The following is a 21,501-nucleotide window of genomic DNA, read 5'->3' as shown; positions in this document are numbered from 1 at the left end:
AGGACACTACGTGTTGCTGGTTGGGTGACTTTTCGGCTTTCTGGTGCGGGAAAGTCACTCTTTCAGTTGGTCGTGTTTGCCTCGTTCCTGTGAATACTGCATCGTGCTCTGTGTGTGGCTGCCCCATGATCCGTCACGGTAAGAAGTCAACAGGAGGTCCTTTGAAGATCGCGGTGGTAGAAGTCCGCTCATCATCAAGGACCTCGACCTCTACCCACAACCCCCGACCAATACCTGGTCACCCACACTAGTACCACCCAAACGAGGCAGGTACACGCTAGAGGACCGCGTTGCCGTCCACCGCTGCTGCATCGACCTAACCCTGCTCCAAATGGCCACAGGGCTGCGCGTAAGCGAAGCAAGAACTCTCATGTGGGACGACATCATCACCGACGACCAAAACCGCCCAGCGTGCATTATTCGGGCTGAAAACGCCAAGACAGGCACCACCCGCGTCGCGGCTCTCGTCGAGCCTGCGGTCTATGAGCACCTTACCCGTAGACGAGATGAAGTCGGTGGAGCCTACGTTGTGGGCGCACCGCTCAACCCAGACACCGAGTGGGACAGATACAACGCTCAGAAGGCTCTCAAGGCGTTCTACAAGGATCTGGCTCGCGACTGCGGAGTGCCTCTGCTGGAGACCCACCGCACCCACGTCTGGAGAACCACCCTCAACACCATGTACCGCACGGACGTAGACGCGCTACTGCGTGCTCGAACGCTCGGCCACTCGGTCGATGTGAACGCACAGGCATACTCAGACCTGTCAGACCTCACAACGCTGTACGAGGCAGCCCGAGCACGGCGTAGGGAGGAAAGGTAGTCCCTACCTTATTCCCTATCTTTCGTGAGGATATGCCGGTAACTTCAAGTATCTTTAGGGAAGGATAAGGGGACGGTTACCGCACAATATCAACGATTACTTGGCTGTATCTCACTGTTTCATTAAAAAGAGATGCAGACCCCGGAGGTCGCAGGTTCAAATCCTGTCCCCGCAACGGATAACTCCCGATAGCTTTTAGCTATCGGGAGTTTTTTTATTCCCTAAAACCCGTACTCCCGCCGACCTGTCTCCTTCTGCTGTCCTCCCGTCACCTTCCGACCGCCGGTCTGCCTTCTTTCGCCACCTTCCTGCACCTTTCCTGTCGGCGACCTGTCTTCATTTGCCGCCTACTTTTCTTCTTCTTGTGCTACCTTTCTGCCGCCTGCTGGGCGGCTTTCTTTATATCTCCTGCCTCTCCGTATCTCCTGCCTTCTGTAATCTGCGGAGGGGGTCTTCTGAACCTTGTCGGGGCGGTGCTTCGGGGAGACTGATGGGGGGGCAGCCTGCTGCCCCTTCCGGGGTGCTTGAGGTGGATCTTTCGGCCTCTCGAAACCCCTCTTGAAACCTCCTCACGGAATTTCATAGAACCGTCGTGAAAGTACCCTGGACTGGTTTCGGAACGTCTCCCGATGCGTCTTTCGAGGTATTCCTCAGTCCGTCTATCGGGGCTTCAAGCGGGTGTGCCCATGGGGGTGGTGGAGTCACTTCCGAGCGGTTGCTGGAGGGTGGTTACGCCTTCTTGAGACGCTGCTTTTGAGCTCCTTGAAAGGGGATCTGAAAGGGGTCCTGAAGGGGGCTCTGGGGCGGGTCTCAAGAGCGTGATGAGGGGTCCGATAGGATGCCTGGGTGGGGGAGTGGCGAGGGGGCTGTTTTTGCCTCAAAGTGCATTCTCAAAGTGGAATATGCGAAAGGTGCCTATATTCCGGGCTTGGAAATCACCCGTTTTGCCCCGGAATTCCGTGGTTTTTGGCAAAAATTGGGCTTCGAGTGCAACAATTCACTCTGAAAGTGATTGTAGTCACATACGAAACATTCAAGTTAATTGTAGAGTTTTTTGAAACTCTTTCAAAAAACGCTCAAAAACCCCGGAAAATCAAGGAAAAATAGCCCATTCAACCTCTACTTGAGGGTGATTCAAGTTAAACTAGAAGCTTAGAAAAAGCTCTTGTTAAGATTGAATCTTGTTCGATACCCAAAAATAGCCCCAAAAAACCGCTGGAAAAGGCTTTTTGACCTGGTAGCTTTGAGTACGTGGTCACCGCGGTCCGCCGCGTAGCTCTCCGAAATGAATACTGCACCCCTCCATCACACAAGGAAACCCCCGCAACACACACGGGACGGTTACTGGACTTGCTCCATGCGGCATCACATTCGCAGGCCGACCGCCTATAGGCTTCTCACCTATAGACCACCTATCACTCAACCACTCTCGGGCGTCCGCGCCCCACGAAACACCAACAACGAGGACAACCCATGGCACTTCGCCCCCGCACCGTTAAGGCTGGCTCTCTCGCAGCCATCGCCGTACCCTCCGTGCTCGGTAGCACCCTGGTAGCACCCGCTTCCGCATTCGCACCCGTCGTTCAGGACATCCCCGGCGCAGCTACCCAGGCTCCGAAGTCCCTGTTCACCTCCACCGTGCAGCCCACCCTCTCGCAGGTTGCTGTGCAGATCCGCCAGCAGGCAGAACAGGCAAAGCAGACTCAGCAGGCTCCCGCAACGACCGCGGTTCAGCCCATCCAGAAGACCTACACTGCCCAGGCAACTCAGCAGACAACCCCCTCGGCTACCTTCCAGTCCGCACAGGCGGCACAGGCTGCACAGCCTTCCGCTCAGCCGACCCTGGCGCAGGTTGCACAGACCCCCGCAGCTACCCAGAATGTTGCCCCCACCGCTCAGCCTGCACAGGCTGCTCAGTCGGCATCCGGTGTGGCAGCAACCCGCACCAACCAGACTTTCCTGTCCTACACCTCCCCGGCTGGTACCACCTCGCAGTACCATGTCTACGCTGAGGGTGTGGACTTCTCCAAGCCCGTTGGTGTTGTCTTCTACTTCGACGGCGACTACTGGCGTAACGACCAGTCCAAGGTCTACGACCCCTCCGGTGAACTGGCTCAGATGGCTGCATCCGCAGCGGCACAGAACATGCTCTTCGTGCCCGTCATCTCCCCGGACACCAACCGTTACGATGCTGGCGTGAGCTGGTGGGAAGACATGGAGCGTAACGGCGAGTTCTTCCGTTCCTTCGCTTCCTCCTTCATCGCGGCTAACGGCGTGGACTCCTCCAACGTGTGGACCATGGGCTACTCCGGTGGCGCTGAGTTCATCACCTACGAGCTGAACACCAAGCCCCAGACCTGGCGCAATGGTGGCGGCTCCATCATGGTCGCCGGCGGTGGCCTGGACGAGGGCACCCCCTCCGCAGCGCTGAAGTCCCAGCCGATGTTCTGGTACGCAAACTCGAACGACGGCACCGGCGAGACCTACCCGCAGACCTGGAGTGCACGAGGCGCCGTTGAGGGCGGCTACAACGCCTACCGCAACGCCGGCTACACTAACGCTTCCGCGACTGTTCTGAACGGCTCGGGCCACTTCGACTACAACTTCTCGCAGATTCTGAGCAACTCGCTCACCAAGGGTAAGGCAACCGCCGCTCCCAAGGTCGAGCAGAAGGCTGAGCAGAAGAGCGAACAGAAGTCTGAGCAGAAGCAGAACACTCAGCGCGCCCGCACCATGAGCTCCGCAACCTACCAGAGCTACACCTCCCCGGCGGGCACCACCTCCCAGTACCACGTGTACGCGAACAACCTGGACTACTCCAAGCCTGTTGGCGTGGTCTTCTACTTCGACGGTGACTACTGGCAGCGTGACGAGTCCAAGGTCTACACCCCCGACGAGGGTATGCTCGCGGCAATGGGCAAGATCGCTAACGCCCGCAACATGGTCTTCGTGCCGATCATCTCCCCGGATACCAATGCATCTGGCGACGGCATCACCTGGTGGGAAGACATGAACACCAACGGGGAGTTCTTCCGCTCCTTCGCTTCTTCCTTCATCGGCCAGAACAACCTGGACGCTTCCCAGGTGTGGACCATGGGCTACTCCGGTGGCGCTGAGTTCATCACCTACGAGCTGACTGACCACAACACCTCCTGGCGTAACGGCGGCGGCTCCATCATGGTCGCCGGTGGCGACTCCGACGGCTCCGTGGACGCTGACGCAACCACCAAGGCATCCCCGATGTACTGGTGGGTTGGCGCGAAGGACACCTCCGGTAACACCTACCCCGTCACCTGGAGCGCACGAGGCGCCGTCGAGTCCGGCTACAACGCATACCTTGGCGCAGGCTTCTCTGACGCCCGCGTGAAGCTGATTGACGGCTTCAGCCACCACGACTACGACCTGCCGCACATCCTGGCGTCCTCCCTGGACTTCGCCGGCAAGACCCCCGCACTGGGCTACAGCGACCTGTCCGACTCGAACCCGAACTACAACGAGATCAGCTGGAACTCTGACCACCGCATCATGCTCGGCTTCGCGGACGGCACCTTCCGCCCGAACGCATCGGTCAACCGTGCGCAGCTGGCAACCTACCTGTACCGCGTGGCTGGTCGCCCCGCAGTGAACGCACCGGCTGTTTCGCCGTTCAGCGATGTTCCGGTCAACCACCCCGCGTACAAGGAGATTTTCTGGCTGAGCCAGCAGGGCATCAGCGGTAGCGACTTCCGCCCCCTGGAGGCTGTCACCGAGTCCACCATGGCTGAATTCATGTACCGTGCAGCTGGCTCCCCGGCACAGGCTCAGGGCGGCTACGCGTCCCAGGCTCTGGCATGGGCTGCCTCCAACGGCATCGGTACCGGCTCCACCTCCTCGGCAGCCATCACCCGTGACGCTATGGCAGGCTACCTGTACATCTACGCTAACTAAGGCGCACGGCCCCTAACGCATAAAGAACCGCCCCGCTCCTGAAATTCAGGAACGGGGCGGTTCTTTCTATAGGTTTAGCTCAAGAAGCTATGCGCTAGACCGGGCTTAGAGAGTCCCAAGCTTAGAGAGTCTGGGTGGGAGCTTCCACAGCCAGGGGAGCCGGAGCAGCCGGAGCGTTCTTGGCCTTCAGAGCTGCCAGGCGAGCGTCCAGCTCGGTGTCGCGCTCCATCTGGTCCAGGGTGTTGAACTGTGCGTCCAGGGAGGAAGCTGCCAGCTCCTGCTGACCGATGACGCGTGCCTCTTCGCGGCGAACCTTCTCTTCGAAGCGGCTCATCTCGCTGGTCGGGTCCAGAACGTCGAACGCCTTCAGAGCGTCGTTCACCTGGGTCTGAGCTGCTGCAGTCTTCTGACGTGCGGTCAGCTCATCGCGCTTGTACTTGACCTCTTCAAGCTTGGAGCGCATCTTCTCCAGGCCGTCCTTGAGCTGGTTGACAACCTGAGTCTGAGAAGCCAGCTGAGGCTCAACAGCCTGCGCAGCCTTCTCAGCCAGCAGCTGCTTGTTCAGAGCAATCTTCGCGAGGTTATCGAACTTGTCAGCGTTGGCAACGTCGCCAGCTGCGCGGAACTCATCAGCCTTGTTAGAAGCTGCCAGAGCCTTGGTGCCCCACTCCTGAGCGGTCTTGACGTCCTCAGCGTGGTCCTTCTCGAGCAGACGCAGGTTGCCGATGGTCTGTGCTACTGCAGCCTCCGCCTCGCGGATGTTGTTGGTGTAGTCACGAACCATCTGGTCCAGCATCTTCTCCGGGTCCTCAGCTGCATCAATCAGAGCGTTGATGTTTGCCTTAGCGAGCTGTGCAATACGGCCGAAGATGGTCTGCTTAGCCATAATCTCCTACTTTCTGTTCACGGGCTGCGGGGGAGCACTACGCTCCTCGTGAGCCGTGCCCGTATAACTAATTATGTGGCAGATTTCTGGGTGCATGCTGTGAAAATGATGCACGCCTGATTTCTGCAACCTAAACTTTTGGTAAATTACCTCAGGTGTTTTCCGACTGGGGAAGAAAGCGGTGAGGTAAGCTATCCACCCCGCCGGTCAGACTGTAGAAAAACCTACAGAAACCGACCGGCAGAATCGTTAGCATCGGAGGCGGTTAGAAGCTACCGCCGTCACCGCCGCCGCTACCCCAATCGCCGCCACCGCCGCTGAAGCCGCCGCCCCAGCTGCCGCCGCTACTACCGCCACTGCTGTGGCCGCCGCTGCTACCCCAGCTACTGGTGCCAGAGTTCATCGCGGTCATCAGAGCGCCCAGCAGCAGGCCCTTCGCCAGGTCACCGCCGAAGCTGCCGCCGCCGCGGTTGTTCTGGTTGTTGTAGTAGTTGCCGACCTCGCTCTGAGCGCGGTTCTGCGCGTCGGTCGCCTTCTGGATTGCCATGTTGGCTTCCTTCATGGCGTTCAGCGGATCCGAAGAAGCCAGACGCTGAGCCTGACCCAGGTGACGCTCCGCCTCAGAGACAGCGGTCAGGGTCATCGGACCCACCGCAGCACGGCGGTTATTGATGTAGCTACGCGCACCGTTCACCGCAGCGTAGGCAGAACGCATCGTACGATCCAGGTTCTGCGAAGCCGCACGAGAACGCTCGCGGGTAGCACGCATATTCGTCATTGCCTTATCCAGCTCGGCGGAAAGCTGACGCAGCTGGTTCGCCAGAGTCAGCGGGTCATTCGGGCGAGCCGAAGCGCTCTGATTGACCTGGTTGAGCACCGCCTCCATACCGGCAGCTACCGCACCCAAATCATCGCGACGCTGAGATGCAGCCAGGCTCTTCGCCTCCGCCACGTCGCGCTGAATGCTCAGCAGGTCGGTGCTCAGACCCAGCTGAGCCTGCTCCAGCTCCTGCGCGCGGGTATTTACAGCCGCACCCAGCGCCTGAATCTGCGAGGCGGCTTCCTCAGCGGTGCGCAGGTGAGCAACCGCCTCCGAACGAGCGGTCGCAACGGTCGCCTGAGCCTTCTCAACCTCCGCAGCGCACAGCACCATGTTCGACTCCAACAGGGTAGGAGTCTTAGAAATGGGCTCCAGGGCGCTGGGCAGGTAACGTTCCTTCAACGTGCGGTACTGGGCGGCAATCTCCTCCACCGAGGCACGCAGCTGCGGCAGACGCTGAGCCAGAGCCTCAATAGCCTGCGGTGCCTCCTGCTCCAGGTTACGCAACTGAACCAGGTTAGCGTCCTGCTCCTGAGCAATGCGGGTGACTTCCTGAGAGTTATCAATAATCTCAGTCAACCAGGCACGCTGCTCAGCCTCAGTATCCGGGATGCTATCGGTCAGAAGCTGCTGACGCTGGAAGGACTTACGCATCAGATCCTCAGCACGCGCAATCTCCTGAGCGAACTCAGCAACCTGCTGATCGCTGTACTGTGCGCGCGCAAAATCCAGTTCCTGCTTCGCGTGGCTCATCGTCGTATCAGCCTGCAGAAGGGCGCTACCGGCGCGAGTGCGCAACTCCTCCAGCGGAACCTCCGGAATGGGGGAGTAGTTACGAGGCGCACTGTAGGAACGCTGAGGCTGCTGCTGAGCGTTCTTCTTCTTGCGGCGGCGGTACATCGCGTAACCGCCAGCACCCACGGTCGCCGCAGCACCCACACCGAGCACACCGGTTACAACACCCGAAGAGCTACCGCCCTTCTGGGCCTCGATACCCTCAACCGCGGCCAGTGCCGCACCCGAATAGTCACTATTCTGCAGCTTCGGTTTGATGTAGTTCTGGTACACCTTCGTCTGCTGATCACTCGACAGGGTCTTCGTGCTACCCGCCAAGAAATACGCCTGGCGAGACTCGGTAGCAATCACCAGCACCACATCGGCAGAACCCCAATTGTTCTTCGTAGCAAGCGCCTTCGTCCAGCTCGAAGAAGTAGACGGGTTCTCAAACTTATCGATGACCACAACGTGCAAATCCACGTTGTGCTTCTTCGACAGAGCAGAAATCTTAGACTTCAGGGTAGCGGTATCACCCAAAGAGTTCGTGGAATCGTACACGGTGGTGCCCGTAATCTGCATCGGGTCAGCCGCCTGCGCCGAGGTGCTCAAAAATGCAGAACCAACCGGCAGAACTACCGGGGCACAAGAAAGACCGGCAGCCAGCACTGTGGCACCCAAGATAGTGCGCAGGCGAGGGCGTGCGGGACGAATCTGACGCGCAAAGGCGTGCTCGGTCATGGTCTTTCCTCCGTTGTCGTGAAGTATGAACGGACCTGCACTTCACGGCGTGCTTGTTCAACGCACACCTTAGTGCTGGTCACATTATTAGTGTAGCGGTGGCATAGCTACACAGACGCACAGATACGAGAATATTGCGCCGCTGTTTGCCACCCGTTTACCGACTTCCCAGGCTTTATACAGGAAAGCCGGTATACAGAAAAGCCAGGGTCTAGCCTCACGCCAGACCCCGGCTCACCGGCTATTCAGTCGATTAGCGCCGGCGCGCAATCTTCAGATTGCTCATCAGGTGCTCCACTACCTCAGCGGCATCAACATCGTGGATGCTCTGTGCTATGCCGTTCACCACCTGAACTCGCGAAGATGAGGCGAACATCCACCCTAAGAACTGCACAGTATTCAGCAACCTAGAACTGCGATCTGCCTGCTTCCGCATCTGCGACCACAAAAAGGGCGTAGTCGGCACGCCACGGCCCTTATACACCTGGGAGTTAGAACGGGCGTCCAGAAGCTCAGCGAGCGCCTCAATATTTTCGGTCAGCTCCTTCAAATCCTCATCCCCGGCAGAGGGACCGACGAAATACCGTTCAACCAGGCTCAAAGGCATGTAGCCGCTACAGCTACTCACCCACACCAGCTTCAACCGTAGATTCTGCAGACGAAGCACCTGCTGCAGAAGCCGCGAATGGGTGCGCAGCACCGACAGCGGCATGGAAGATAACCTTTTCTCCTCCGACAGTAGACCCTCGGCACCCTCCCCGGAAAACGCCTTATACGGATCCGAAACGCCCACCAGAAGCACCGGTCCCTCGTAGTGAACGAACGCCAGAACCTCGGGAACACTCGAGAGGGAACGGATGCGCTCGCCAATGGTCGGCAGATCCTCCCCATCCGGGGCGTACTGTTCGCGGCTGAACATCAACGTCTGGATAGGCTGCTCGGCAAGGTCGGGCGAGTCATGAGCAAGCGCCCGCAAATCGGTCACAACCTCCGCCAGAACGCCGTCCTGCTCAACCTGCAGAAGCTCCTGGAGAAGCTCAACGACAGAGCGAGCCTGCAGGGTCAAAACAGCGGCGCAGAACTCCGCATCCTGAAGCTCAAGACGCACCTTCTCCAGGCGCTCTTCCAGCGTGGACTGCACGCCCTTGAGCTCAAACTCGCTCAGCTGTTCCGGGCGGAGCATACGGTGCGTACCGTCCTCGCTGGAACGGTAGAAAAGCTCGCTAAACTCCAACGTAGACTGAACGCCCTTCAACGCCTGCTTTCGCAACTCGGGCAGAACGTCAAAGGCAACTTCCGCCATCTCATTCCAGACCTTGGCCTCATCGATCTTCGAATCCTTACGAATAGTCTTCTTCCAGGTCTCGGCAAGGTGCATTGCGCGATCAAAATCGCTCAGCTCCACAAAAGCCGCCAGCTTTTGCGCGTTCTCACGCAGATAACGCACCGCGTAGAGGCGGTCGCTCAAAGAATCCGGGAGGGTATCCTCCAGCAGACGCCAACGGAAGGTACGCTCAAAGCACTGCTCGGTCAGGCTAATGACGGTGGCGCTCAGGGAGAGCGCATGATCGCGAGCAAACGCGAAAGAACCCGGGGTATCCGCCAGACGAGGCAGGGACGAATAGAACTCCAACGCCCCGCTCAGCTTCAGCCGAGATACCCGGATGGTCTCTTCCAGCTCGGCGGCAAGCACCGTGCGGTCAGCCTGGGCAGTCTCCTTGAAGCTGTGTAGCGGAGACACCTGCGCACGCTCGAGCGTCTGCAGGTTCATGACCGCACGCATGAGGTAGTTCTCAAGAATATCGACCTGCTCCCAGCGCTGACGCTGATTCAGCGGAACATGATTCTCTTGGGCGCCAACCAATAGATGCTGCGGCACACCGCTAATCGACGGCAGTGCAATGACTTCATCCTCTGATGTACTGACAGAAAGCACCATGGGGTAGCGGCTGCGCTGCGCGTTCTCTAGAGGGGGAATGAGCTTGAAGTTGGTGCTCAAAGAGAAATGGTCGGAGGGCGCCGGGTTACTCTTGGGAGCCTGCGGGGTCGCTTCCTGCTGCGGGCGCTCTTCAGGCTGCGCCGGGGTGTTCTGGGTCATGCTCTGCTGCTCCTGGCTTTCTGCTGATGGGCTTTCTGCTGAATGGTTCTGCGCTGTAGAAGAACTAGACTCGCCACCTACCTGCATCGGCTCCAGCGGGGACGGTGCAGCCACCGGCTGCTGAGGAGGCTGAGGCGAGTGCACCTGAACCTGCTGATCCTGCTGAGCACTATTACCCGGCTGCGCTGGCTTCGGATGGTAGTGCATCGGGTAGCTCACCGCGCCCTGTACCTGCTGAGGGGGTACTTGCTGTGAAGGCCCTTGCTGCGGGGGAACCTGCTGAGGTGGTGTCTGCGGGGGCGGTACCTGCTGATTCATCGCCTGGTTCTGCTGCTGTTGCAATACCTGCCGCCTAATCTCACGCGCACGACGGCGCGAAGGGCTCAACGACGCGAAAAACGCTACCGCCGCGCAGATCAGAACAAATATAAGCAACGCATACAGGCGTGTTGCGCCGTCCAAAGAAGACGCCACCGCCGCAGGCATGACCGGCAGCGCGCCAACAAGAGCGAAAACAGCAGAAATAATCCTCATGACTTCACCATAACCCAGCTAAATCCCGGGTGCTCGCAACGCCGTTGCCTTACCGCATACTAAAAGGGAAGTAGCCGGGGTGCCGGGTGCTCTCCGACAGTGCCTCCCGCGCCCGCATCCGCATCCGCGCCAAGGATAAAAGACGATGCGGCGTGCGCCCTCATGTAGGGGCTCACGCCGCATCGATCATCACTCAACTCATTATCACACCCGGGCCGGTCCTCACACCGACCCTTCGGGACATACTGGGGATTCTCGCCCCTCCCGGTGCAGGGCTCTCATCTCCCGCCCCGGAAAACTATCAAACTCTATACGCTACCTACCGGCGGTCAGCGCCTGGGTAGCCATCTGCTGAGCCAGCTCGGAGGCCTTTTCCGCACGATGACGGCGGTACACCATTCCCGAGCAACACGCCACAATACCCGCACCAATACCGATGGAGCTTGCCAAGATCGCACAGAAAATCAGGGTGCCAATCATCATGGGTTTCTCCTTTGCCTTTGTCCTTTGCCTTTGTTCTCGGCTCTATGTGCCTTCAACATTACGGACTGACCCTGTGTTCAAGCTGTGTACCAAGAAGCGTCATGCTGTGTAAACCGTGGAGAAAAACTGGGCGCTTTAAAAGAGAAACCTGAGAGTGACGAAAAATCGCGAACAAAGCTCCAAAATAAACTAGCTGCCGGGTAAATCGCAGGGCATCTCAGACCAGCGAATCAGCTGCCGATGAAGGGTGCGAGGAAAATTCCCAGGGAACTCCCCGATAACCAACAGCAAAAAGATATAGAACGCAATGAAACACCATCTACAGTAGAAAGATAGCGTGTGCCCAGGGTGACGCATACGCACGACTCTAGGAGAACTCATGACTCAAAACAATGGATGGTCCTACGGCGGCAATGACGGCGTCACGGATGCAACCCGTCCCCTGCAGAACGTGAACGGACAGGCAAGCTACCAGCCCGCAAACCAGCAGCAGGGTCAGAACGCATACCCACAGGCATACGCCTCTCCCGGATACACCTACCCCCAGGCAGCCGCTGCTCAGGTAGCTTCGGCGCAGTCTGCACCCCAGAACACCAATAACAACAAGCGTTACGGTGCCGGCGTTGTGCTCACCGCAGCTCTGCTCGCCGCCCTCGTTGGCGGTGGCGTTGGCGCGGGTGTCGGAGGCGGCATCGCAGCATCGAATAACAGCTCCTCTAGCTCCTCTTCGCGCGGCTCCGTGAGCTCTAATATCAGCAACTCTTCCACCGTGGCAGGCGTAGCAGAAACCGCAAAGAAGGTCCTGCCCTCCACCGTGACCATCATGGCCTCAAGCGGCTCCACCTCCGGCGGCGGTAGCGGTGTCGTCCTCGATAAGGACGGCCACATCCTCACCAACCACCACGTGGTTACCCTCGAATCTTCCAGAGAAGCATCCACCATTGAGGTTCGCCTGAGCGATGGTACCGTGCGCACCGCAACCGTGGTGGGCCTGGACGCTGCTGCTGACCTAGCGGTCCTGAAGATTAACCCCTCCGGTCTGGACCTGCAACCCATCACCTGGGGCGACTCCTCCAAGCTGGTCTCCGGCGAGGCAGTGGTTGCCCTCGGCGCGCCGTATCGTCGTAGCGAATCGGTGACCGCCGGCGTAGTCTCGAACGCAAACCGCGTGCAGCCCGCTGATGCGAAGGGCCAGAACTACATCCCCATGATTCAGGTTGATGTGCCCATCAACCACGGTAACTCTGGCGGTCCGCTGGTGAACCTCAAGGGCGAACTGGTCGGCATCAACGCGCAGGGTCAGGCAAGCCAGGACGGTGGTGCCGCCGACGGTATGGCGTTCTCCATTACCTCCAACTACGCCAAGCGCATCTCCTCCGAAATTATCGCCAAGGGCAAAGCAACCCACGGCTACCTGGGCGCGAGCGTGAAGAACAGCCCCGCAGACACCGGTTCGGGCTCGTCCAAGCTCATCCCCGGTGGCGTTGAAATCACCTCGGTGGAATCTAACAGCCCCGCCGCGAAGGCAGGCCTGCGATCCGGCGACGTCGTGATTGAAGCCGACGGCCACGCCGTGACTAAGAGCGACGAGCTCAACGGTACCGTGCGTGCGGCAGCAGCAGGCTCTGATCTGAAACTGAAGATCAAGCGCGGCTCCTCCACCCATGACATCACCGTGACCCTGGGCGACGCCGACAGCCAGAAGTAAACAGCCAGAAGTAAAACGCACTCTGCCTCTGAACAGGTAGAAACGCGGTTGGGAAACACCCGCTCAGCCGGCTCTACCGTTCAGTAACTCTAACTTCAAAAAGAGTGCCACATGGTGTAACGAAAGAAAGCTCCCACCCCATATGGGGTGGGAGCTTTCTTTCGTTAGTACAGCAAACTGTATTGGCGTTGCAAATTAGGGGAGAATTAGACGTCCTCGAGAACCTCACCCACGCGCTTCTGCAAAGCCGGGACAACCTCCTGCTCGAACCACGGGTTCTTCGCCTGCCACCTAAAATTCAGCGGCGAAGGATGCACCAGCGGCAGAAACTTAGGAAGATAAGACTCCCACGCACGAACCGTCTCCGTCAGGTTCTTCTGCGCCTTAGGGGCGTGCACACCATCCAGGTAGTGCTTCTGAGAGTAAGCCCCCACCAGCAGAATCAGCTGCACATCCGGCATCAGCTCGAGCAGCTGCGGATGCCACTTCGGCGCGAAATCCTTACGCGGCGGGTTATCGCCGTGCGCGCCCTTACCCGGGTAATAGAAATCCATCGGTAGCAGCGAAATCAGGTCGGGGTCATAGAACTGCTCATCCGTCACGCCCATCCACTCGCGCAACTTCACGCCACTCGGGTCATTCCACGGGATGCGGCTCTCCTGCGCGGCACGCCCAGGCGCCTGACCAATCACCACAATACGGGCATGAGGCGACGCCGAATAAACCGGCTCCCAACCCTGCTCCGTGAACTCCCTATTCTGCGGGTCCTGGCGAATCTGCTCAGCCAGGGGAGGGGTGGTCTCCAGAATCTGCTGAACCAGAGGCTCTGGCAGATTATGGTGTGCTGCAACCATGCTAGATAGCGCCTCCCTCAAAACCGTTCTGACGCCACGCCTCAAAAATCGCAATGGACGCAGAATTAGCCAGGTTCAGCGAACGACGGCCCGGCTTCATCGGAATCTTCACACGCTCGGTCACGTGCGGATCCTGCTGAACCTCAGCGGGCAGACCCACCGACTCCGGACCAAACATGAACACGTCACCGGGACGGTACTCAATATCAGCGTACGAGGTCGAAGCGGTCGTCGTGAACGCAAAAACACGCTCCGGGGCGAGTGCCTCCCACGCATCCTCGAGGGTCTCGTGCACCGTCACCACCGCCAGGTCATGGTAATCCAGACCCGCACGGCGCAGATGCGCATCATCAAAGTTAAAGCCCAGCGGCTTCACCAGGTGCAGCTCAGCGCCAGTAATCGCCGCCAAACGGATAGCATTGCCGGTATTGCCCGGAATCTCAGGGGTATAGAAAAGAATCTTGAACACGTTCCTAAGTGTACCGCGCAGCCCCCGACCAGCCCGGAACAGCCCCCGACCAGCATTGAGCGTCCCGGGGCAGTGGCGCTCGCCAACCCAGCCGCAGATGAACACGCCTAGAAGAGCGCGGATAGAGCGCGATAAAATAAGCGAGGCGAAAAACCGCCGAACAACCCAGCAGGAGGAACCATGAGCGCAGAAACCAACCGTCAGAACGGCCGCGTCTACCTCGACCACGCCGCCACCACCGACGTACTGCCCGCCGCCATCGACGCCATGGTCGAACAGATGCGCAACGGCGGCAACCCCTCCTCCCTGCACGCCGTAGGACGCGACGCCCGCGCCACCGTCGAATACGCCCGCGAACGCATCGCCCGCGCCATTGGCGCCGACCCCGCTGAGGTTATTTTCACCTCCGGCGGCACCGAAGCGGACAACCTCGCCGTCAAGGGCATCTACTGGAAGCGCCGCGAAGAAGACCCTCAGCGCACCCGAATTCTCGTCTCCTCCATTGAGCACCACGCCGTGGAAGAAACCTGCGAATGGCTCGAAAAGGCAGAAGGCGCGCAGCTCGAATGGATCCCCGTAGACGAGCACGGTAGCGTCAACCCGCAGACCGTCCGCGAACTCATCGAAAAGAACCCCGAAGACGTCGCTCTCGTGACCGTCATGTGGGCGAACAACGAGGTCGGTACCGTACAGCCCATCCCCGAGATCGCTGCTATCGCCGCCGAATACGGTATTCCCGTGCACTCGGATGCGGTGCAGGCTTTCGGTGCGGTCCCCATTGATTTCCATGCCAGCAGGGTAGCGACCCTCGCAATCTCCGGTCACAAAATCGGTGGACCCATGGGTATCGGCGCGCTGGTTGCAACCCGCGCCGTGCAGCTGACCCCCGTGCTTCACGGAGGCGGTCAGGAACGCTCCGTACGCTCCGGCACCATCGATGCGCCCGCCATCGCAGGTTTCGCAGAAGCCGCCGTGCACTCGGTCGAGAACCTCCCCGAGGAATCCGCCCGTATCGCCGCACTACGTAACGAACTCGTTGCGGCAATTAGCGCGCTCATCCCGCAGGCGCACCTGAGCGGTGAAAACCCGCTCACCGAAGAATACCCGGGCCAGAAGCGACTGCCCGGCAACGCCCACTTCACCTTCGAAAACGCCGAAGGAGACACCCTGCTCTTCCTGCTGGACATGCAGGGCATCAGCAGCTCCACCGGCTCCGCATGCAACGCCGGGGTGACCCGCCCCTCCCACGTGCTCATGGCAATGGGAATGGACGAAGACACCGCCCGTAGCGCCCAGCGATTCACCCTCGGCCACTCCACCACCGGAGCCGATATCGCGCGCCTCATCGCGGCACTGCCCGCCGCCTACGAACAGGCTGCAAAGGCGGGACTGTCCTCGCAGCTACCGGACGCCTCCCGCTGGCACTAGAAAGCCAGAAGAAAAGATACCGAACCGCCCTCAGCCTGCAATCTCAGCGTTCGCTGAGGGCTGGCTGAGGGTGCACTGCCCAATATCCCGCCGAGCCCCTGCGTACAATGGGTAGCTACAGTAACGGAAAGTCCGCCCCCACCAACAAGGCGTACCTTTCTAGAGGCACAACACAACAGAAGGATAGGCAGTGAAAATTCTTGCAGCTATGAGTGGCGGCGTTGACTCCGCAGTCGCCGCAGCCCGCGCCGTAGAAGCAGGACACGAAGTAGTCGGCGTTCACCTAGCCCTATCCCGCATGCCCGGCACCCTGCGCACCGGCTCCCGCGGCTGCTGCACCCTCGAAGACTCCATGGACGCCCGCCGAGTCTGCTCCCAGCTGGGCATCCCCTTCTTCGTCTGGGACTTCTCCGAACGCTTCAAAGAAGACGTCGTCGACGACTTCATCTCCGAATACGAAGCCGGACGAACCCCCAACCCCTGCATGCGCTGCAACGAAAAGATCAAGTTCGCCGCGCTACTCGAACGCGCCCTCGCGCTCGGCTTCGACGCCGTAGTGACCGGCCACTACGCCCGCGTCATCACCACCGAAGACGGCAACCGCGAACTGCACCGCGCCGCCGACTGGGCTAAAGACCAGTCCTACGTGCTCGGCGTGCTCACCCACGAACAGCTCAAGCACGCCTGGTTCCCTCTGGCGGACACCCCCTCCAAGGCGCAGGTGCGCGCGGAGGCGGCAGAGCGCGGCTTCTCCGTGGCGAAGAAGCCGGACTCCTACGACATCTGCTTCATCCCCGAAGGTGATACCCGCGCCTGGCTGGGCGACCACATCACAATGCGCCCCGGACTCATCAAAGACACCCACGGCGAGGTACTCGGCGAGCACCCCGGCGCGCAGGCATACACCGTAGGCCAGCGCAAGGGCCTGGCGCTGGGCCGCCCCGCCGCCGACGGCAAGCCCCGCTTCGTACTGGAGGTGCGCCCCAAAGAAAACGAAGTCATCGTCGGCTCCCGCGACCTGCTTGCCGTGCACGAAATCCGCGGTATCCGCGCCACCTGGGCGGGCGTCCCCGTGGAACAGGCGGCACGATTCCTGGAAGAACCCGCGCAGCTGGGCGCCCGTAGCGAAGAGTTCGAGGTGACCGCACAGGTGCGCGCGCACGCCGACCCGGTCCGCGCCAAGGCGTACATGACCTGGGCATCCGACCCCGAAGCTAAAGAAGGAGGCACACTGCGCCTGGAAACCGTAGTGCGCCTCCTGGACCCACTCTCCGGCGTGGCACCGGGGCAGACCATGGTGCTATACCAGGGCACCCGCGTACTGGGCCAGTCCACCATCGCCCGCGCCTACTCGCTGGACCGTGAAGATATTCAGGAAACCCTGTCTGCCGGCGCCTCAACCAGCGCCGAATAGTTGCACCGAGTAGTTGCGCCACGGCTGATCCCCGACAGCTGCACTAACATCTTGCGTGAGCGGAACACGCAGAAGACCATATTTGATCCGAGGAGAAACCGATGACCGCCGAGAACACGTCCTGCGAATTTGACCCCCACGCCACCTCCATGGGCGATGAAGTCGCACCGGAGGTCTACGAGGAGCTCTTCGCCATGCGCCGCTCCATCGACAACTTCGATGCAGCGCTGGTGCACATCCTCGCAGAGCGTTTTCAGGCAACTAAGCGCGTGGGCATCCTGAAAGCTAAGCACAACCTGCCCGCCGGCGACCCCGGCCGTGAAGAGGCACAGATCGCTCGCCTGCGTGCCATGGCGAAGGAGTCCAGCCTCGACCCGGAATTCGCGGAGAAGTTCCTGAACTTCATTATTTCTGAGGTGATTCGCCACCACGTGCGCATCGCAAACGAGCAGGCTGAGCAGGACGGCGAGGCAACTGAAGCCGAGAAGTCCGAAGGCTAGTACCGCGCAACTTTCACATCATTGCGTTTGAACCTGTACTCCATCTGACCCCTCTGGACACACTCCTATGCCCGCTCAATCTTCCAACCGCCAGAACGTCCGTACTGAACCGATGCCGGAGCGCCTGCTGCTACCCGGTGAGTACCGTGCCCCCGAAGGGGACGAACTGACCGAACAGGACCTCGCCGCGCTCGCTACGGAGCGTCCGCTGGTACGTGCTAGCGGTCTGGGCGATTTTCCCGGCGATGACCTGGCTGAGGCGATGTCCCGTGTAGAAGGCGAGCTGGGCGCACCGCATCTGCCGTTCCTGCCGCATCTGCCTGCGCTGGGCTGGCGGAGTACCCCGCTGGCACGCACCCTGGCGGTGTGCGAGGGACTTGCCTTTGACGGTGCCTCGTTTGGGTGGCGCATGGTGCATAGCGGCGGCAGGGGAGCGCGCGAGTCTGCCCTGGCGCAGGACCGTCTGCTCTCCGATATCAATCTTCTCGCTGACCGCGTGGGCTCGCAGAAGAAACGTTTCGGTTCAGGGCAGGATACCGCCCCGGCGTATAAGATTCAGCTGGTCGGTCCGCTGACTCTTGCCGCCAGCATCTACCTGCCCGGCGGCGAGCGCGCCATCAGTGATGCAGGGGCGAGCCGTGACTTGCTGGAGTCGTTCCTGGAAGGCCTGGAACGCTGGATGGATTCTCTGCGCGAGGCTCTGCAAGCTCCGCGGGCGCTGATTGCCGTGCAGCTGGATGAGTCGGAGTTTCAGCGTCTGATGGAGGGTGCCATCCCTACGGTGAGTGGCTTCCGCTCCCTGTCGGCATTGCAACCTCACTACTATCAGCAGGTGTACCGCCGTATCTCGGAGCGTTTCGCCGAGCTGAATCTGCAGCTCATCCTGGACGTGGATGGCACCGCGCTCAAGCCTGTGCAGGAGCTGAAGCTGTTGAGCCAGCCCCGCCCCACCCTTGACGCGTTGGCTCTTGTGAAGGCGATGCGTGTTGAGGACGGCGCTCCTTGCGCTTTGCTGTTGCATCCTGATCGTGCCCGCCTCAAGGGGCCGGGCACGCTGCAGGTTCCGCCGCTGAGCGACCCTCGTTCCTGGGAACCTGTGGCGCAACTTTTGGAGGCTCAGGCTCAGCTGTGGCTGCCGGTGGTGACCTCTGCGCGGGTTCCTGATCAGGTGCGCCGCCTGTACAGTCTGTGGCGCGAGGTTGGTCTTGAGCCGACCCAGTTGAGCGCGGTGGGTTTGATGCCTGATGAGCGTATTCAGAGCGGTTCTGCACCTGCTGGGATGACTTCAGCCGCGGTAAGTATGCTGGATGCCACGGCTTCGCTGGCTCGGGTGACAGAGTGTGCCCGTGCATTGGCTGAGTGCGCGGTATGATTAGAGAATCAGCTTTTTTATGTAAGTATTTACGACATTTCTTTAGGGAGGTACTGTGAGCGCAAGCGACGCACACACCATTTTGGTGGTTGATGACGATGATGCTCTGGCTGAAATGATTGGCCTCGTGCTCGCGCAAGAGGGCTTTAACGCTGTTTTTTGCGAAAATGGCAGCCGCGCTTTTGAAACTTTTATGCGCTCCACTCCCGATTTGGTGCTTTTGGATTTGATGCTTCCTGGCATGAACGGTATTGAAGTGTGCCAGCAAATTCGCCGTTCTTCTAATGTGCCGATTATTATGTTGACCGCTAAAAGCGACACTGAAGATGTTGTTAAGGGTCTTGAAGCTGGCGCTGATGATTACATTGCTAAGCCTTTTAAGCACGCTGAATTGTTGGCGCGTATCCGTACCCGTTTGCGTCCGCGTGAGAGCCGTCAGCTGGTGGTGTCCATTGGCGATATTGTCATGGATATGGACGGTCGTACCGTCAAGTACCACAGCACTGAGGTTCCGATGACTCCTCTGGAGTTTGACCTGTTGGCTGCGCTGGTTCGTCACCCGGGTCAGGCGTTGAGTCGTCAGGAACTGCTGGACATGGTCTGGGGTTACACTGATGTGAGCGATTCGCTGGTAAATGTGCACGTCCAGCGTTTGCGCGCTAAGTTTGATGAGCTGGGTGCGGATCGTTTTATTCAGACGGTCCGTGGCGTTGGCTATAAGATTCCGACCGAGCTGGTGGGATCTTCCGGTAGCTAATCGGAACCTATTCATAGGCGAAGGGATAACCTGATTGTCTGTTGCGAAGTCGAGCCATGAGCACGGCGCTTTGACGGCGGAGGCGGTAGCCTCCGCCTCTTCGCGTACCCGCACTTCCAAGCCGCGTAAGGCACAGAAGCAGCGTAGGAACCTGATCCAGCGCGCTCAGCGTTTGTGGAAGGAATCTCTGCAGTTCCGTGCTCTGGGCACCGCGGGCATCATGATGTTCCTGAGCTTCTTGATGGTGGGTTGGTCCTTGTCGAGCCAGATTGCGACGAGTCTTTTTGAGAATCAGAAGGGTCAGGCGCTGGCGGAATCGGAGAGTGGTTTCCGTAACGTTCAGAGTGTGCTGGACTCCTCTGAAGCCCGTAGTGACAGCGAGATTCGTCGTAATGTGAGCCGTACCCTGACCGTCTTGGATGCGGGTAGTTCGGGTAAGCGCAATTGGATTCTTGTGCCTTTGGAAGGTCAAGGTAAGCAGGGTTTTATTCCTGAGCAGAGTAGTAATAATTCTTTGAATTCTTCGAGTATTCCGAATGATTTCAAAACAACTGTTCGCGATAAAGAAGGTATTTTCTGGCAGACGTCTACGGTGACCACTATTGAAAATAATCGTGAGCGTACCTATCCGGTGCTTATCGTTGGTACTCATATTTCTATTGCGCAGAACCCTAATTACGGTTTGTTCCTTGTGTACGATATGACGGATTCTTCCGCCACGATTGCGCATATTAACTTTGTTCTTTTTGGCGGTTTCTGTGCGCTACTTGGAGTGGTGCTTTCTGTGGTGTGGATTGTGACTCGTTTTGTGGTCCGCCCGATTACGCAGACTGCTATTACTGCGGAGAAGCTGGCTGCCGGTGACTTGGATCAGCGTGTGTCGGTGAATGGTGAGCATCAGGCGGCTCGTTTGGGTTATTCCTTCAACCTGATGGCTGACTCGCTGCAGGAGAAGATTGTTCAGCTGGAGCGCCTGTCGACTCTGCAGCAGCGATTTGTTTCTGACGTTTCGCACGAGTTGCGTACCCCGCTGGCGACGGTGCGTTTGGGTACGGAGCTTCTGTATGATTCGCGTGGAGATATGGAGCGGACGCTGAGCCGTACCGTGGAGCTTCTGCACGATCAGGTGGATCGTTTCCAGTCGATGCTTGCTGACCTGCTGGAGATTTCTCGTTTCGATGCTGGTAGCGCAATGCTGACCATCGACACTGAAGACTTCATGCGTGTGCTGTCGAATATTCTGCAGGAGGCTTTGCCGCACCTGGAGCGTACGAACACGAAGCTGAATGTACATACGAGCCATGAGAGCATCATGGTGGATATGGACCGCGTGCGTATTGAGCGTGTGCTCCGTAACCTGCTGTACAACGCGATTGAGCACGGCGAATCCCGACCGATTGACGTGTACGTGGGTGCGAACGCCACGAACCTGGGTGTTGCGGTGCGTGACCACGGTATCGGTCTGTCTGAGGATGAGGCCGTTCAGGTATTCAACCGTTTCTGGCGTGCTGATACTTCTCGTAAGCGCACTCTGGGCGGTACGGGTCTGGGCCTGTCGATTGCTGCTGAGGATGTGCGTCTGCACGGTGGCACGATTGAGGCGTGGGGCGAGAAGGGCCGCGGTGCCTGTTTCACGATGAACCTGCCGCTGATTCATGGCGCGCCTTTGGGTGAGTCGCCGGTTCTGGTGACGGGTGAGCCTGAGGCAATCTCGCATCGTTCGGCGACTGCGAAGGATACGCTGCCCAATATTGCTCCTCGTGTGAACGTTGAGGACGAGTTCTAAGGGGTTCGGGCGGGGAGAGGCTTACGCTTCTGCCGTATATCGGTGTGTTGGTGTTGCTCGGCTGTATTTACGCTTATCCTTGCGTATTTGCACTGTTCACCCAGTACAATCAATGCAGGTATATTTT

General features: G+C 59.2%; 15 protein-coding genes. 9 read left to right on the top strand and 6 right to left on the bottom strand.

The genetic code is table 11. The features are described from left to right. Positions 1 to 190 precede the first annotated feature (190 nt). Together O3675_RS02825 and O3675_RS02820 are read left to right on the top strand one after the other, a co-directional pair. The gene (locus tag O3675_RS02825; RefSeq protein ID WP_314684801.1) at positions 191 to 823 is read left to right on the top strand and encodes a site-specific integrase; all 633 of its coding nucleotides are present in this window, start codon (positions 191 to 193) and stop codon (positions 821 to 823) included. 1,473 nt (positions 824 to 2,296) lie between these two features. After that, the gene (locus O3675_RS02820) at positions 2,297 to 4,750 is read left to right on the top strand and encodes an S-layer homology domain-containing protein (protein ID WP_371570829.1); all 2,454 of its coding nucleotides are present in this window, start codon (positions 2,297 to 2,299) and stop codon (positions 4,748 to 4,750) included. A 121-nt stretch (positions 4,751 to 4,871) separates the two neighbouring features. On the opposite strand, the gene O3675_RS02815 is transcribed toward O3675_RS02820, so the two are convergent. From O3675_RS02815 to O3675_RS02800, 4 genes are all read right to left on the bottom strand, one after another. Continuing rightward, the gene (locus O3675_RS02815; protein WP_298699053.1) at positions 4,872 to 5,636 is read right to left on the bottom strand and encodes a PspA/IM30 family protein; all 765 of its coding nucleotides are present in this window, start codon (positions 5,634 to 5,636) and stop codon (positions 4,872 to 4,874) included. Positions 5,637 to 5,901: 265 nt separating this feature from the next. Continuing rightward, positions 5,902 to 7,971: a TPM domain-containing protein gene (locus O3675_RS02810; protein WP_371570826.1), complete on the bottom strand. Its 2,070-nt coding sequence runs from the start codon at positions 7,969 to 7,971 to the stop codon at positions 5,902 to 5,904. Between the two features lie 253 nt (positions 7,972 to 8,224). Then, entirely contained in the window at positions 8,225 to 10,603 is a 2,379-nt protein-coding gene (locus tag O3675_RS02805; protein WP_371570823.1) for a non-ribosomal peptide synthetase subunit, read from the bottom strand. 315 nt (positions 10,604 to 10,918) lie between these two features. Further along, positions 10,919 to 11,086: a hypothetical protein gene (locus O3675_RS02800; protein ID WP_005505344.1), complete on the bottom strand. Its 168-nt coding sequence runs from the start codon at positions 11,084 to 11,086 to the stop codon at positions 10,919 to 10,921. Positions 11,087 to 11,465: 379 nt separating this feature from the next. Between O3675_RS02800 and O3675_RS02795 the strand changes: the two genes are divergently transcribed. Further along, positions 11,466 to 12,794: a S1C family serine protease gene (locus O3675_RS02795; protein ID WP_371570820.1), complete on the top strand. Its 1,329-nt coding sequence runs from the start codon at positions 11,466 to 11,468 to the stop codon at positions 12,792 to 12,794. Between the two features lie 206 nt (positions 12,795 to 13,000). Here the strand turns inward: O3675_RS02795 and O3675_RS02790 are convergent, their stop codons facing one another. Both O3675_RS02790 and O3675_RS02785 read right to left on the bottom strand, forming a co-directional pair. Further along, positions 13,001 to 13,648, bottom strand: coding sequence for a uracil-DNA glycosylase family protein (locus O3675_RS02790; RefSeq protein ID WP_371570818.1), 648 nt, complete (start codon positions 13,646 to 13,648; stop codon positions 13,001 to 13,003). A 1-nt stretch (position 13,649) separates the two neighbouring features. After that, positions 13,650 to 14,117 carry a tRNA (cytidine(34)-2'-O)-methyltransferase gene (locus O3675_RS02785; RefSeq protein ID WP_005508556.1) on the bottom strand — a complete coding sequence of 156 codons (468 nt, stop codon included), beginning with the start codon at positions 14,115 to 14,117 and terminating at the stop codon, positions 13,650 to 13,652. 180 nt (positions 14,118 to 14,297) lie between these two features. Between O3675_RS02785 and O3675_RS02780 the strand changes: the two genes are divergently transcribed. The 6 genes from O3675_RS02780 to mtrB all read left to right on the top strand — a co-directional run bounded on the left by O3675_RS02780 (position 14,298) and on the right by mtrB (position 21,374). Further along, the gene (locus tag O3675_RS02780; protein ID WP_371570816.1) at positions 14,298 to 15,545 is read left to right on the top strand and encodes a cysteine desulfurase family protein; all 1,248 of its coding nucleotides are present in this window, start codon (positions 14,298 to 14,300) and stop codon (positions 15,543 to 15,545) included. Between the two features lie 190 nt (positions 15,546 to 15,735). Continuing rightward, complete coding sequence (mnmA, locus tag O3675_RS02775) at positions 15,736 to 16,959, top strand: tRNA 2-thiouridine(34) synthase MnmA (RefSeq protein WP_303937321.1); 1,224 nt, start codon at positions 15,736 to 15,738, stop codon at positions 16,957 to 16,959. Between the two features lie 101 nt (positions 16,960 to 17,060). Then, a complete protein-coding gene (locus tag O3675_RS02770) occupies positions 17,061 to 17,459 on the top strand; it encodes a chorismate mutase (RefSeq protein ID WP_070634482.1) in 399 nt (132 codons plus the stop codon). Between the two features lie 67 nt (positions 17,460 to 17,526). Further along, positions 17,527 to 18,831: a hypothetical protein gene (locus tag O3675_RS02765; protein ID WP_005505358.1), complete on the top strand. Its 1,305-nt coding sequence runs from the start codon at positions 17,527 to 17,529 to the stop codon at positions 18,829 to 18,831. A 55-nt stretch (positions 18,832 to 18,886) separates the two neighbouring features. Further along, a complete protein-coding gene (gene mtrA / locus O3675_RS02760; protein ID WP_005505360.1) occupies positions 18,887 to 19,588 on the top strand; it encodes an MtrAB system response regulator MtrA in 702 nt (233 codons plus the stop codon). Between the two features lie 34 nt (positions 19,589 to 19,622). Beyond that, on the top strand, positions 19,623 to 21,374 hold the full coding sequence (gene mtrB, locus O3675_RS02755; protein WP_005505362.1) for an MtrAB system histidine kinase MtrB: 1,752 nt from the start codon (positions 19,623 to 19,625) through the stop codon (positions 21,372 to 21,374). The last annotated feature ends 127 nt before the right edge of the window (positions 21,375 to 21,501 follow it).

It is taken from the genome of Rothia sp. 27098_8_27, assembly GCF_041432805.1.
GTDB classification, from domain to species: domain Bacteria; phylum Actinomycetota; class Actinomycetes; order Actinomycetales; family Micrococcaceae; genus Rothia; species Rothia mucilaginosa.
The sequence above is the reverse complement of the archived record's forward strand: the minus strand, read 5'-3'. Positions and strand labels throughout refer to the sequence as shown.

Bases quoted from the DNA above. Each gene is read 5' to 3' on its own strand.
- O3675_RS02815 (WP_298699053.1), bottom strand. From the start codon at position 5,636: ATGGCTAAGCAGACCATCTTCGGCCGTATTGCACAGCTCGCTAAGGCA.
- O3675_RS02795 (WP_371570820.1), top strand. From the start codon at position 11,466: ATGACTCAAAACAATGGATGGTCCTACGGCGGCAATGACGGCGTCACG.
- O3675_RS02790 (WP_371570818.1), bottom strand. From the start codon at position 13,648: ATGGTTGCAGCACACCATAATCTGCCAGAGCCTCTGGTTCAGCAGATT.
- O3675_RS02810 (WP_371570826.1), bottom strand. From the start codon at position 7,971: ATGACCGAGCACGCCTTTGCGCGTCAGATTCGTCCCGCACGCCCTCGC.
- O3675_RS02820 (WP_371570829.1), top strand. From the start codon at position 2,297: ATGGCACTTCGCCCCCGCACCGTTAAGGCTGGCTCTCTCGCAGCCATC.
- O3675_RS02765 (WP_005505358.1), top strand. From the start codon at position 17,527: ATGCCCGCTCAATCTTCCAACCGCCAGAACGTCCGTACTGAACCGATG.
- O3675_RS02805 (WP_371570823.1), bottom strand. From the start codon at position 10,603: ATGAGGATTATTTCTGCTGTTTTCGCTCTTGTTGGCGCGCTGCCGGTC.
- O3675_RS02770 (WP_070634482.1), top strand. From the start codon at position 17,061: ATGACCGCCGAGAACACGTCCTGCGAATTTGACCCCCACGCCACCTCC.
- O3675_RS02780 (WP_371570816.1), top strand. From the start codon at position 14,298: ATGAGCGCAGAAACCAACCGTCAGAACGGCCGCGTCTACCTCGACCAC.
- O3675_RS02800 (WP_005505344.1), bottom strand. From the start codon at position 11,086: ATGATGATTGGCACCCTGATTTTCTGTGCGATCTTGGCAAGCTCCATC.